This is a genomic window from Streptomyces sp. iso_384, assembly GCF_056172905.1.
On the sequence record NZ_JBWBTT010000001.1, the window covers coordinates 3,147,421 to 3,160,333 of the forward strand.

Sequence of the window (12,913 nt, forward strand, 5' to 3'; positions counted from 1 at the left end):
CGCACCCGGCGTCTCTCCAGTAGTCGGTGGCCCCGGCGGGGAAGTTCCCGCACGATCAGGGGCGGTCCGCGCGAAAGCCTCACCGGTGACCGGGGACATGGTCACGAGGCTGCCTCCGGGAAGTCTCACCGGAGGCCGTCGGCGCGATCACGGCCCGCCACCTGGGCAAGCCTCACCGGCGGCCTCCGGCCGCTGTGCAGGCGACGTAACCGGTGTTGTTCGCCCGGTGTCATCCCCGGGTAACGGGCCCTTCCTAGATTCGGGGGTGACCGCCGCCCGCCCCGCGTCCTTCCAGGTACGCCCGCCCCCGAAGGGCCCCCATGACCGTGCCGACCCCGCCGCCGGACGCTCCCGCCACCGACCGGGTGCGCACGGTCTGCTCGTACTGCGGTGTCGGCTGCGGGATCGTCCTCGACATCGCCACCGGCCCCGACGGCCGCCGCACCGTCGTGAAGGCCTCGGGCGACAAGGAGCACCCGTCGAACGCCGGCCGGCTCTGCACCAAGGGCGCCACCGGCGCCGACCTTCTCGCCGCCCCCGGCCGGCTGACCACCGCCCTGGCCCGCCCCGACCGCAGCGAGCAGCCCGCCCCGCTGGCCCGGGACGCCGCCATCGCGGAGACCGCGCGCCGACTGCGGTCCGTGCTGGACACCCACGGCCCGGACGCGGTGGCCCTCTACGTCTCCGGTCAGATGAGCCTGGAGGCGCAGTACCTCGCCAACAAGCTGGCCAAGGGCTTCATCAGGACCAACACCATCGAGTCCAACTCCCGGCTCTGCATGGCGAGCGCGGGCAGCGGCTACAAGCTGTCGCTCGGCGCGGACGGGCCGCCCGGCTCCTACGAGGACTTCGCGCACGCGGACGTCTTCCTCGTCACCGGCGCCAACATGGCCGACTGCCACCCGATCCTCTTCCTGCGGATGATGGAGCGGGTCAAGGGGGGCGCGAAGCTGATCGTCGTCGACCCCCGGCGCAACGCCACCGCCGCCAAGGCGGATCTGTACCTCCGGATCCGGCCCGGCACCGATCTGGCCCTCCTCAACGGGCTGCTGCACCTCCTCGTCGAGAACGGCCACACGGACCCCGCGTTCATCGCCGAGCACACCGGGGGCTGGGAGGGGATGCCCGCCTTCCTCCGCGACTATCCGCCCGCCGCGGTCGCGGAGATCACCGGTATTCCGGAGGACGACATCCGGCAGGCGGCCCGCTGGATCGGCGAGGCCGGTGACTGGATGAGCTGCTGGACGATGGGCCTCAACCAGTCCACCCACGGCACCTGGAACACCAACGCGATCGTCAACCTGCACCTGGCGACCGGGGCGATCTGCCGTCCCGGCAGCGGTCCGTTCTCGCTCACCGGCCAGCCCAACGCCATGGGTGGCCGTGAGATGGGCTACATGGGCCCGGGACTGCCCGGCCAGCGATCGGTCCTCGTCGACGAGGACCGCGCCTTCACCGAGGAGCTGTGGGGCGTCGAGCCCGGCACGCTGCGCGCGGACGGCTCGGGCAGCGGCACCGTCGACATGTTCCGGCGCATGGCCGAGGGGGAGATCAAGGCCTGCTGGATCATCTGCACCAACCCGGTCGCCTCGGTCGCCAACCGCCGGACCGTCATCGAGGGGCTGGAAGCCGCCGAATTCGTCGTCACCCAGGACGTGTTCGCCGACACCGAGACCAACGCGTACGCCGATATCGTCCTGCCCGCCGCACTCTGGGCCGAGTCCGAGGGCGTGATGATCAACTCGGAGCGCACGCTCACCCTCTCCCGCCGGGCCACCGACCCGCCGGGCGAGGCCTGGCCGGACTGGCGGATCATCGCGGCGGTGGCCTGCGCCATGGGGTACGAGGACGCCTTCGGCTACACGAGCGCCGAGGAGGTCTTCGCGGAGATCACCCGGGCCTGGAACCCGCGCACCGGCTACGACCTGCGCGGCGTGACGTACGAGCGGCTGCGCGGAACGCCGGTCCAGTGGCCGAGCGCGGACGTCGAAGGACCGGCCCGCAACCCCGTGCGCTACCTCAACGACGGCGTCAGCCAGGAGCTGACCGTACGACCCGACGGAACGGTCCCGAGGCTTGCCTTCCCCCTGCCCGACGGCCGGGCCGTCTTCCACGCGCGCCCGCACCTGCCTCCGGCCGAAATGCCCGACGAGGACTTCCCGTTCGTCCTCAACACCGGCCGTCTCCAGCACCAGTGGCACACCCTGACCAAGACCGCGAAGATCACCAAACTGAACCGGCTGGACCCCGGCCCGTTCGTGGAGATCCACCCGGACGACGCGGCGGCCCTGGGCATCGGCGAGAACGACGGCGTCGAGGTCGCCTCGCGGCGCGGCCGCGCGGTGCTCCCGGCGCGGATCACGGACCGGGTCCGGGCGGGGGAGTGCTTCGCCCCGTTCCACTGGAACGACCTGTTCGGCGAGTACCTCGGCGTGAACGCCGTGACCAACGACGCGGTCGACCCGCTCTCGTTCCAGCCGGAGTTCAAGGTGTGCGCGGTCCGGCTGGCGAAGGTCGCCGCACCGACGGTACGCGGCGACTCCGCCGTGACAGGACGGCCGGCGCTCATGGGCGGTCCCGGTTCCCCAGGCGTACCCGGGCATGCGGACGCCCCGGGCCTCACGAGCGCCTCAAGCCTCATCGGCACCTCGGAACCCACTGACCCTTCGGATCTCACCGGCACTGCAGACCTCACCGGCACCGCAGGCCTCGCAGACACCTCAGGTCTCGCAGACGCCCTGGGGCTCGCCGACACCACCCCGCCCGTCCTCAGCGACGCGGAACGCCGCTATCTGGCCGGCTTCCTGGCGGGCCTCGGCGCCCGCCCCGACGGCACCCCGGTGCTTCCGCCAGGAGCCCCGTTCGCCCCGGACCACGCGCTGTGGGTCGACGGAATGCTGGCCGGCGCCTACTCCCGGCTCCCCGAGTCCTCGGGGCCGGGGACCGCGCCCGCACCGCCGGAGAGCACCCCGGCGGAACAGGACGGCCGCCCGGTCGTCGTGCTGTGGGCCTCGCAGACCGGCAACGCCGAGGAGGTCGCGGCGACGGCCGCCCGGACGCTGGCGGACGAGGGGTACCGCACCACGCTCCTCGGCATGGACGACGGAACCCCGGACGCCCTGCCGAGCCCGGCCGACCTCCTCGTCGTCACCAGCACGTTCGGCGACGGAGACGCCCCCGACAACGGCTCCGGCTTCTGGGAGTCGCTGAACGCCCCCGCGACCCCGCGCCTGGAGGGCATCCGCTACGCCGTCCTCGCGCTCGGCGACTCCTCGTACGACGACTTCTGCGGCCACGGCCGCCGCCTGGACGAACGCTTCGGCGAACTCGGCGCGGAGCGGCTGGTCCCGCGCACCGACTGCGAACCGGAGTACGAACAGCCCTTCGGCCAGTGGCTCAAGGAGGTCCGGGCGGCACTGGAGACGACGACACCGGAAGGGGCGACGGCACAGCCGGACTTCACACAGCCCGCCACAGCGACAGCAGCAGCCACACCGCCCGCGACAGCGACGGGCACATCGCCGGCGTCACCGTCCGCGACAGCGACGGGCACACCGCCGGCCACACCGCCCGCGACAGTGACAGGCGCACCGGGCGAGAAGGCCGCCGCGCCCGCCCGCCCCTCCAGGGCCGCGCCCGTCACCGCCCTCCTGACCGGGAACCGTCTCCTCAGCCTGCCCGGCGCCACGAAGGAGGTCCGCGCCTTCACGATCGACACGCGGCACGCCGACACCCCCCTGACGTACACGGCCGGCGACGCCCTCGGCGTACAGCCCCTCAACTCCCCGGATCTGGTCGCCGAATGGCTCGCCGTCACCGGGCTCGACCCCGCCGCCGAGGTGGACGTACCCGGGCACGGACCGGTCCCCTTCGGCGAAGCCCTCCACCGCCACTTCGACATCGCCCGCATCACCCCGGACCTGCTGCGCCTGGTCGCCGACCACACGGGGGACAGGTCCCTGAAGAAGCTGCTGCGCCCCGACAACAAGGGCGAGAGGGACCGGTGGGCGTGGGGGCGGCAGGCCGTCGACGTCCTGGCCGAGCACCCGGTACGGGCCACCGCCGCGGGCTGGGCGGAGGTGCTGGGACCGCTCCGGCCCCGCCTGTACTCCATCGCCTCCAGCCCGCTAGTGGACCCGCACCGGATGCGGCTGACCGTCTCCGTGATCCGTTACGAGGGCCATCGCGGCCGGAAACGCAAGGGCGTCGCCTCGACCTTCCTCGCCGACGCCGAACCGGACAGCTCCGTCCCGGTGTTCGTCCAGCGCAACGACCGCTTCCGGCCGCCCGCCGACCCGGCCACCCCGATGATCATGGTGGGGCCCGGTACCGGAGTCGCCCCGTTCCTGGGCTTCCTGGAGGAACGCCGGGCGCTCGGACACTCCGGCTCCAACTGGCTGTTCTTCGGTGAGCAGCACCGCGCCACGGACTTCTACTACCGCGAGGAACTCGACGCGATGAGCCGCTCGGGCACCCTCACCCGGCTCGACACCGCCTTCTCCCGCGACCAGCGGGCCAAGGTCTACGTCCAGGACCGGATGCGCGAACACGGAGCCCAGCTCTGGTCCTGGCTCCGGGACGGCGCCCACCTCTACGTCTGCGGCGACGCCTCCCGTATGGCCAAGGACGTCGACCGGGCCCTGCGCGACATCGCCGTCGCCCACGGCGGCCTCGACCCCGACGCCGCGACCGCCCAGGTGAAACAACTAACCTCGGACCGCAGGTACGTACGGGACGTGTACTGACGGAATGACCGAGGGAGTACGGGGATGGCGTGGGCGGAAGTACCGGTGGACACCGGATCACCGGCGGCCGGCACGGTCCTGCTGACCGGCATCCCCGGCAGCGGCAAGAGCACGGTCGCCGCGGCCCTCGCCGCCCGGTTCGCCGCCTCCGCCCACATCGAGGTGGACGCCCTCCAGGAACTCATCGTCTCCGGCGGCCGCCGGCCCTCACCCGAGCGGGACGAGGAGGCGGACCGGCAGATCTTCCTCCGGGCCCGCAACGCCTGCCTGCTGGCGGACAGTTTCGCCGCCGCGGGCTTCCTCCCGGTCATCGACGACGTCGTCGTACGCCGCGCCCACCTCGACTTCTACCGCGCGACGCTCACCGGCGGACCGCTGCACTGCGTCGTCCTGGCCCCGGGCGCGGCAAAGGCCCAGGAACGCAACCTGGCCCGGGACAAGACGCTGACGACGGACTGGTCCCCACTGGACGCGGTGATGCGCACCGAACTGGCCGACGAGAAGATCTGGATCGACAACGCGCGGCTGACGGTGGCCGGAACGGTCGACGCGGTCCTGTCCGCCACCGGGCTGACGCCTCGGCAGCCCTGACGCCCCAGGCGTTGTCAGACCCCCGCCGTACGGTGAGGACATCTATCCGCGCTGCTGGCTGCTGCGCTGCTGGATCGCCCCGCCCGGCTGCTCCCGGGCGGGGCGTGCGTCTGTCGCGTCAGCCCGCCGACTCACCCGCATGCGGGCTCAGCGTGCCGGACCAGATCAGCGCGAAGATGACGATGCCGAGCAGGATGCGGTAGATCACGAACGGCATGAAGCTCTTGGTGGTGATGAACTTCATGAACCACGCGATGACGGCGTATCCGACGAAGAAGGCCACCAGGGTGGCGAAGATCGTCGGCCCCCAGGAGACATGGCCCTCGCCGACGTCCTTGAGTTCGTAGGCACCCGACGCGAGCACCGCGGGGATCGCCAGCAGGAACGAGTAGCGGGCCGCCGACTCGCGGGTGTAACCCATCAGCAGGCCGCCGCTGATCGTCGCGCCCGAGCGGGAGACGCCGGGGATCAGCGCCATCGCCTGGCAGAAGCCGTAGATCAGACCGTCCCTGACCCCCAGGTCCTTGAGCGTCTTGCGCTCCTTCACCACGCGGTGCCTGCCGCCAGCCTCGTCCCGTGCGGCCAGCCGGTCCGCGATGCCCAGGACGATGCCCATGACGATCAGTGTCGTCGCGATCAGCCGCAGATCGCGGAACGGGCCCTCGATCTGGTCCTTGAGCGTGAGGCCCAGCACCCCGATGGGGATCGAGCCGACGATGACCAGCCAGCCCATCTGGGCGTCGTGGTCGCTGCGCATCGCACGGTCCGTCAGTGAGCGGAACCAGGCGGAGAGGATGCGCGCGATGTCCTTGCGGAAGTAGATGAGCACCGCCGCCTCGGTGCCGATCTGGGTGATCGCGGTGAACGCCGCCCCCGGGTCGTGCCAGCCGGCGAACGCGGCGGTCAGCCGCAGGTGGGCGCTGGAGGAGATCGGCAGGAACTCGGTCAGTCCCTGAACAAGTCCCAGGACGAATGATTCGAACCAGCTCATGGGGCTTAGGCCATCCCGGAGGTGATCGTGCATCGGCCGCGGGCGGCTGGGCCCGCCGGCTGCGTGCAAAGTGCGGAGTGCGGTCAAGGACATCGAGGTCGCGGGCAGCGTATCTCCTGAAGGTGAACGCCAGGATGACCGCATCCGTCTTCCACGTGCCGCCGTACGCTCAGTCCCGCGGAGCGCTCCGGCCCAGCCGGTGGCGCTTGCGCCAGGCGACCAGCGCGCCGCCGAGACCCGACAGCACGATGAAGCCCATGGCGGCCAGGAACACCGGCGAGGTCGGCGAAGCGGCCTCGCTGCCGGCTATCACGTACGCCGCCGTGTTCGGGATCGACCCGAGCCCGGTCGCCAGGAGGAACGGCGGAGCGCCCATCCGGGAGGTCGCCGCACAGTAGTTGGCGGCGGCGAACGGGACGCCGGGGAAGAGCCGCAGCGCCAGGACGGACCGGAAGCCGTGCCGGCTCAGCACCCCGTCCGCGGCGGTGAGCAGCTTTCCGCGCAGCAGCGTCCGCAGCGCCTCCTGGCCCAGCACCCGGCCCAGCATGAACGACACGCCCGCGCCCAGCACCGTGCCCGCCAGCGCCGCCGCGAGACCCGTCTGCGCGCCGAACAGCGCACCCGCGGCGATGTTGAGCAGCGGGCGCGGCACGAACGCCACCGTCAGCGCCCCGTACCCGAGCCCGAAGAGCACCGCGGCCGCGCCCCCGGTCAGCTGGGGCGGCCAGCCCGACGCCAGCAGCCGCTGTGGTTCGAACAGCAGCATCGTCGACGCGGCCCCGAGCAGGACCACCACGAGCAGCGAGAACCGGGACCACGGAGACAACAGCGCCCGGGAGAGACGCGGAGCCGAACCGGCGGGCCGGGCGGCGGGGGCGGGGTCGAACATTCGGGGAGAGTAACCGAAAACGCCATGTGATCGCCGTAATGTGCGTCGCGTGAACCCCGCCGCCGACATCCCCGTCCCGCCGGACAGCGCCCTCGCCGACACCGTCCTGGAGCGCCTCGTCGCCGTCTACGCCCCGGCCGCCGACCCCGTACGGGCCGAAGGCGCCGCCGCGTACATGAAGCGGGTCGCGCCCTTCCTCGGGATCCCGACGCCCGAGCGCCGGGCCCTGTCACGGACCGTGCTGGCGGGCGTCGGGCGGCCGGACGAGCGGGACTGCACGGCGATCGCGCTGCGCTGCTGGCGGCTGCCGGAGCGGGAGTACCAGTACTTCGCCGCCGACTGTCTGCGCCGGTACGTGGGCCGCTGCAGCTCCGGCTTCCTGCCCGTCCTGCACCACCTCGTCACCACCGTCCCCTGGTGGGACACGGTCGACGTGCTCGCCGCGCATGTCGCGGGGCCTCTGGTCACCGCCGACCCGGCGCTCGCCCGGGCCATGGACCGGTGGATCGACGACCCCAGCCTCTGGGCCGCCCGGACCGCGCTCCTCCACCAGCTGCGCTACAAGGAAGCCACCGACACCGACCGGCTCTTCGGCTACTGCCTGCGCCGCGCGGACCATCCCGACTTCTTCATCCGCAAGGCGATCGGCTGGGCGCTGCGCGAGTACGCCAAGACCGATCCCGTCGCCGTACGCGACTTCGTCGACAGCGCGCGGACCCGGCTGTCGCCGCTCTCGGTGCGCGAGGCGCTCAAGAACCTCTGAGGCCGTGCCCCTGAGGCCGTGACCTCTGAGGGCGGCAATTCCTGGGCTCCGCCCGGAAAACCATTCGACGCGACCGCCGCACCCGGCCATGATCAGGGGCATGTTCCGGTACGCCTTCCTCGCAGCGCAGTCCGCAGTCGCGGACGCGCCGAAGGCTGCCGTGAACGACGCGGCCCTCGCGGCCGCCTTCTCCGCGGAAGCCGCAGCGTGCACCGCTGCAGCAGCGCCCATCGGCGGCGCCCGAAGCTGACCCTCCCCCGACAGTCCGGCGGACCCCGCAAGGGGAGGGTCGGCGGGGCCCTGGGGTCTTCAATCCTTATCTCAGCTTCGAGTTCTCCGAAGGAACGAGCCATGTCCAAGACGGCTTACGTGCGCACCAAGCCGCACCTCAACATCGGCACCATGGGCCACGTCGACCACGGCAAGACCACCCTTACCGCCGCCATCACCAAGGTCCTCAGCGAGCGCGGCGGCAGCTCCACCTCCTACGTGTCCTTCGACCGGATCGACCGGGCCCCCGAGGAGGCCCAGCGCGGCATCACCATCAACATCGCGCACGTCGAGTACGAGACCGGCACCCGCCACTACGCGCACGTGGACATGCCCGGACACGCCGACTACATCAAGAACATGGTCACGGGCGCGGCGCAGCTCGACGGGGCGATCCTCGTCGTCTCCGCGCTCGACGGGATCATGCCGCAGACCGCCGAGCACGTCCTGCTGGCCCGTCAAGTGGGCGTCGACCACATCGTCGTCGCCCTCAACAAGGCCGACGCGGGCGACCCCGAGCTGACCGACCTGGTCGAGCTGGAGGTCCGCGAGCTGCTCTCCGCGCACGGGTACGGCGGCGACACCGTCCCCGTGGTCCGGGTCTCCGGGCTCAAGGCGCTGGAGGGCGACCCACGGTGGACGGCGGCGATCGAAGGGCTGCTGGACGCCGTCGACACGTACGTACCGATGCCGGTGCGTTACACCGACGCGCCGTTCCTGCTGTCCGTCGAGAACGTCCTGACCATCACCGGCCGGGGCACCGTCGTCACCGGCGCGGTCGAGCGCGGCACCGTCCGCGTCGGCGACCGGGTCGCGGTGCTGGGCGCGGACGTCGAGACGGTCGTCACCGGCCTGGAGACCTTCGGCAAGCCGATGGAGTCCGCCGAGGCCGGGGACAACGTGGCGCTGCTGCTGCGCGGGGTGGAGCGCGACCGGGTCCGCCGCGGCCATGTCGTGGCCGCGCCGGGCAGCGTCACGCCCAGCCGCCGGTTCACCGCGCAGGTGTACGTGCTGTCGACGAAGGAGGGCGGCCGGTCGACCCCGGTCGCCACCGGCTACCGGCCGCAGTTCTACATCCGTACGGCGGACGTCGTCGGCGATGTCGACCTCGGCGAGGCGGCCGTCGCGCGCCCCGGCGACACGGTCACCATGACCGTGGAGCTGGGCCGTGACGTACCGCTGGAGTCCGGTCTCGGCTTCGCGATCCGCGAGGGCGGTCGCACGGTCGGCGCGGGCACGGTCACCGCGCTGCTCTGAGCTCCACCGCGGCCCGTCACCCCTCGTCCGGGGTGGCGGGCCGCACGGCGGGGCAGGCGACAATGGAGAGGTGAACGAGCCGATACCCGTCATCCGCGAGGTCGACTGCGGCACCGCCCGGCTGCTGCCCGACGTGGACCGCGACCGGGCCTGGCTGCTCACGGTCGACGACGCGCCCCAGTCCTACGTCGACCTCGACGACCCGTCCTACCTGGAGTTCGAGTACGTACGCCGGCTCGCCCACGTCGTGGACGGCGCGGCGGAGCCGGGCGCGCCCCTGGACGTCCTGCACCTCGGCGGCGGGGCGCTGACCCTGCCCCGCTATGTGGCGGCGACCCGCCCCCGCTCACGGCAGGACGTCGTGGAGGCGGACCGCGAACTGCTGCGGCTGGTCCGGGAACATCTGCCGCTGCCCGACGGGAGCGGTATCTCCCTGCACGCGGCCGACGCCCGGCAACGGCTGGAGGCGGCGGCCCCAGCCTCCGTCGATCTGCTGATCGCGGACGTCTTCGGCGGCTCGCGGGTTCCGGCGCACCTGACCTCCGTCGAGTACGCGCGGGCCGCCGGCCGGGCGCTGCGCGAGGACGGCGTCTACGCGGCCAACCTGGCCGACAGCGCGCCCTTCGCCTTCCTCCGCTCCCAGCTGGCGAACTTCGCCGCGGTCTTCCCGGAACTCGCGCTGATCGGGGAACCGGCGGTGCTGCGCGGGCGGCGCTTCGGCAACGTCGTGCTTCTCGCCTCGCACGCGCCGATCGATGTGGCCCCGCTCGTCCGCGGCTGCGCCGCCGACGCGTTTCCGGCCCGGGTCACCCACGGCGCGGCGCTGACCCGGTTCCTCGGCGGGGCCCGCCCGGTGGCGGACGCGGACGCGGTCGCCTCGCCCGAACCGCCCGACGGGGCCTTCGGCGTCGGCTGAGGGCCCCGTCGGCCGGGCGGGTCGATGTGCGGGCGGGTGAGTCCGTGCGGGAACGCGTGCGGAGCGGGTGTCAGCCCGTGGGATCACCCGCGAGGCGGACCGTGCTCAGGATCTTCTGGATGGTCGTGTCCGGGAGCTCGTCCTTCACGCCGGCGGCGGCGTAGAGGACCCAGGTCGAGAAGTCGCCCTTGGAGTTCTTGAAGGAGAAGGCGATCGACTTGCCGTCGCTGTCGCACTTTTCCTTGTTGGCCAGATCCAGGGCGGTGGCCTGTACGACGCTGCCGGAGAGACCCGACTCGGTGGTGAAGGGCTTGGCCTTGCCGATCTTGACCTTGGACTTCGGGTCGAGTTGGGCGTAGGCGGCCCACACCCAGTTGGCGGCCTCGTTCGTCGCGGCCTCGTCGGTGTTCTTGGCGCCCTGGGCGCCCTTCGTCCCGACGCCGGCGAGCCCGGTGTCCTCCTCGCTGCCGTCGCCGTCGGAGTCGTCGACGCACCACTTGCTCTTGTAGTAGGCGGGCGCGGAGAAGCCGGCGACCGGCGGGCCGTCGGGCTTCTTGGCGTCCTCGAACCCGGAGAACATTCCCGAGCTCGCGACCTCCCAGTCACCGGGAACGTCGAACTGCGTGCCCCACTTGGGGTTGGTGACGACCTTCCAGCCCGGAATGACCGGCTTGGGGTCACTTTCGGAGCCACGCGGGTTCTCCGCAGGCGGCGCGGAGCCGGTGGCCGATTCGCTGGGCTTGGCGCTCGGCGATGCGGACTCCTTGCCTTCGGCGACGTTCTTGCCGCCCTCGTCGTCCTTGCCGAGCACGAGGAAACCGGTGACGCCCGCCGCGATCACGACCGCGGTCGCCGCGACGATCGCCACGATCGTCGTCTTCTTCTTGTCGTCGCCGGGCTTCGGTGCGCCGGGCGGAGTCGTGACGGCGTACTGCGGCACGGTCGGCTGCTGATAGGGATTGGGCTGCTGATAGCCCGGCTGCCCGCCGGGCGGCGGGCCCTGCGGGTACCCGTAGCCCGGCTCGGTGGGCTGCCCCGGTTGGCCCTGCGGCGGATATCCCGGTTGCTGATAGGGATTCGGCTGCTGGTACCCCGGCTGCTGGTACGGGTTCTGATTCTGGTCCTGCGGGTTCTGCTCGCCCCCGGGCGGCTGCGTTCCTGGCCACATGGCCAGTAACCATAGATGGGCTGTGCGCCCACTTCTACGGCCGCCCTGTCCCAGAGCCGTCACAAGGGGATGGCCAAATGGTGCTACTGGTGAGTAACCTTCGGGCATGAGCGCTGAACAGATGACCGTGGGCGAGATGCTCGTCGCGACGGTGCCGATGGCCCGGACCCTCAACCTCGAATTTCTGGAGACCACCCCGGAGCGCGCCGTCGTCCGGCTGCCCGACCAGGCGGATTACCACAATCACGTCGGCGGACCCCACGCCGGAGCGATGTTCACGCTCGCCGAGTCCGCCAGTGGCGCGATCGTCATCGCCGCCTTCGGCGACCAGATGTCGCGAGCCGTGCCGCTCGCCGTGAAGGCCGAGATCGGCTACAAGAAGCTCGCCATGGGCGAGGTCACGGCGACCGCGACCCTCGGCCGCCGCATCGCCGACGTCGTCGCCGAGCTGGACGCCGGGCAGCGGCCGGAATTCCCCGTCGGCATCGAGATCCGGCGCGCCGACGGTGCGGTCACCGGCGAGATGACCGTCGTGTGGACCCTGCGCCCCAACGGCTGATCGCCGTCCTACGCGGGCGCCATCGCTCTAGGGCAGGAGCCGCACGCCGTACGCGAGCGCCTTGCCGTAAGGCAAGCGTCATCGCCGTGTACGCAAGGCGAAACGGGCCGCGGCCCCTCCCCGTTCGAGGAGGGGCCGCGGCCCGTTTCGCCTTGCGTGCCGGGTGCGGCCGTCAGTCGCCGTGCGCCTCGCGGTGGGCCTTCGCCAGCTCCACGTAACCGGCCGCGTTGAAGCGGATGCCCTCCAGCTCCTCGGCGGTCAGCGGTCGCTTCACCTTCGCGGGCACCCCGGCGACGAGCGAGCCCGGCGGCACCTGCATCCCCTGCGGTACGAGGGCCTGTGCCGCGACCAGTGAACCCGCGCCGATGTGCGCGCCGTTGAGCACCGTGGCGCCCATGCCCACCAGCACGTCGTCCTCGATCACACAGCCGTGCAGCACCGCGTTGTGGCCGACCGAGACCCGCGCGCCCACGGTGAGCGGGAAGCCGGGGTCGGTGTGGACGCTGCAGTTGTCCTGGATGTTGCTGTCGGGGCCGAGCGTGATGGGGCCGCAGTCGGCGCGCAGCACGGCCTGGTACCAGACGCTGGAGCCCGGGGCGAGCGTCACCTCGCCGATGACCACGGAGGTCGGGGCCACGAACGCGTCCACGTCGATGTCCGGCTCCTTGCCGCCCATGCCCGTGATCAACGCCTGCTCCGCCATCGCCTGCTCCTTCGCGCCGGTGTGGTGCTCCGCCCCACGGTAGGCGACGGCTCCCGGCGCA

Annotated in this window: 11 protein-coding genes; 7 read left to right on the forward strand and 4 right to left on the reverse strand. The window is 72.0% G+C overall.

What is annotated here, in order from left to right; translation table 11 throughout:
* Positions 1 to 320 precede the first annotated feature (320 nt).
* Together AC0VY3_RS14000 and AC0VY3_RS14005 are read left to right on the forward strand one after the other, a co-directional pair.
* Entirely contained in the window at positions 321 to 4,745 is a 4,425-nt protein-coding gene (locus tag AC0VY3_RS14000; RefSeq protein ID WP_475549703.1) for a molybdopterin-dependent oxidoreductase, read from the forward strand.
* Positions 4,746 to 4,769: 24 nt separating this feature from the next.
* On the forward strand, positions 4,770 to 5,336 hold the full coding sequence (locus AC0VY3_RS14005; protein ID WP_103512977.1) for an AAA family ATPase: 567 nt from the start codon (positions 4,770 to 4,772) through the stop codon (positions 5,334 to 5,336).
* 118 nt (positions 5,337 to 5,454) lie between these two features.
* On the opposite strand, the gene AC0VY3_RS14010 is transcribed toward AC0VY3_RS14005, so the two are convergent.
* Entirely contained in the window at positions 5,455 to 6,327 is an 873-nt protein-coding gene (locus AC0VY3_RS14010; RefSeq protein WP_475549704.1) for an undecaprenyl-diphosphate phosphatase, read from the reverse strand.
* 169 nt (positions 6,328 to 6,496) lie between these two features.
* Positions 6,497 to 7,216 (reverse strand): TVP38/TMEM64 family protein, encoded by a 720-nt coding sequence (locus AC0VY3_RS14015; RefSeq protein ID WP_475549705.1) that lies wholly within the window; start codon positions 7,214 to 7,216, stop codon positions 6,497 to 6,499.
* Between the two features lie 49 nt (positions 7,217 to 7,265).
* On the opposite strand from AC0VY3_RS14015, the gene AC0VY3_RS14020 reads away from it, so the two are divergent.
* The 4 genes from AC0VY3_RS14020 to AC0VY3_RS14035 all read left to right on the forward strand — a co-directional run bounded on the left by AC0VY3_RS14020 (position 7,266) and on the right by AC0VY3_RS14035 (position 10,422).
* Positions 7,266 to 7,979, forward strand: coding sequence for a DNA alkylation repair protein (locus AC0VY3_RS14020; protein WP_103512854.1), 714 nt, complete (start codon positions 7,266 to 7,268; stop codon positions 7,977 to 7,979).
* 100 nt (positions 7,980 to 8,079) lie between these two features.
* Positions 8,080 to 8,229, forward strand: a complete 150-nt coding sequence (locus tag AC0VY3_RS14025) for a hypothetical protein (RefSeq protein WP_218526851.1) — start codon at positions 8,080 to 8,082, stop codon at positions 8,227 to 8,229.
* Between the two features lie 101 nt (positions 8,230 to 8,330).
* Positions 8,331 to 9,506, forward strand: a complete 1,176-nt coding sequence (gene tuf / locus AC0VY3_RS14030; RefSeq protein WP_103512853.1) for an elongation factor Tu — start codon at positions 8,331 to 8,333, stop codon at positions 9,504 to 9,506.
* 70 nt (positions 9,507 to 9,576) lie between these two features.
* The gene (locus AC0VY3_RS14035) at positions 9,577 to 10,422 is read left to right on the forward strand and encodes a spermidine synthase (protein ID WP_103512852.1); all 846 of its coding nucleotides are present in this window, start codon (positions 9,577 to 9,579) and stop codon (positions 10,420 to 10,422) included.
* A gap of 70 nt (positions 10,423 to 10,492) precedes the next feature.
* Here the strand turns inward: AC0VY3_RS14035 and AC0VY3_RS14040 are convergent, their stop codons facing one another.
* Positions 10,493 to 11,590, reverse strand: a complete 1,098-nt coding sequence (locus AC0VY3_RS14040; protein ID WP_475549706.1) for a DUF8017 domain-containing protein — start codon at positions 11,588 to 11,590, stop codon at positions 10,493 to 10,495.
* A 121-nt stretch (positions 11,591 to 11,711) separates the two neighbouring features.
* Here AC0VY3_RS14040 and AC0VY3_RS14045 point away from each other — a divergent pair, with 121 nt between their 5' ends.
* On the forward strand, positions 11,712 to 12,149 hold the full coding sequence (locus tag AC0VY3_RS14045; protein WP_475551670.1) for a DUF4442 domain-containing protein: 438 nt from the start codon (positions 11,712 to 11,714) through the stop codon (positions 12,147 to 12,149).
* 172 nt (positions 12,150 to 12,321) lie between these two features.
* Here AC0VY3_RS14045 and AC0VY3_RS14050 read toward each other — a convergent pair whose 3' ends face one another.
* Positions 12,322 to 12,852, reverse strand: a complete 531-nt coding sequence (locus AC0VY3_RS14050; RefSeq protein WP_475549707.1) for a gamma carbonic anhydrase family protein — start codon at positions 12,850 to 12,852, stop codon at positions 12,322 to 12,324.
* Positions 12,853 to 12,913: the final 61 nt, after the last annotated feature.

Coding starts and splice junctions, on each gene's coding strand:
- AC0VY3_RS14045 (WP_475551670.1), top strand. CDS start 11,712: ATGACCGTGGGCGAGATGCTCGTCGCGACGGTGCCGATGGCCCGGACC.
- AC0VY3_RS14025 (WP_218526851.1), top strand. CDS start 8,080: ATGTTCCGGTACGCCTTCCTCGCAGCGCAGTCCGCAGTCGCGGACGCG.
- AC0VY3_RS14005 (WP_103512977.1), top strand. CDS start 4,770: ATGGCGTGGGCGGAAGTACCGGTGGACACCGGATCACCGGCGGCCGGC.
- AC0VY3_RS14050 (WP_475549707.1), bottom strand. CDS start 12,852: ATGGCGGAGCAGGCGTTGATCACGGGCATGGGCGGCAAGGAGCCGGAC.
- AC0VY3_RS14015 (WP_475549705.1), bottom strand. CDS start 7,216: ATGTTCGACCCCGCCCCCGCCGCCCGGCCCGCCGGTTCGGCTCCGCGT.
- AC0VY3_RS14000 (WP_475549703.1), top strand. CDS start 321: ATGACCGTGCCGACCCCGCCGCCGGACGCTCCCGCCACCGACCGGGTG.
- tuf (WP_103512853.1), top strand. CDS start 8,331: ATGTCCAAGACGGCTTACGTGCGCACCAAGCCGCACCTCAACATCGGC.
- AC0VY3_RS14010 (WP_475549704.1), bottom strand. CDS start 6,327: ATGAGCTGGTTCGAATCATTCGTCCTGGGACTTGTTCAGGGACTGACC.
- AC0VY3_RS14040 (WP_475549706.1), bottom strand. CDS start 11,590: ATGTGGCCAGGAACGCAGCCGCCCGGGGGCGAGCAGAACCCGCAGGAC.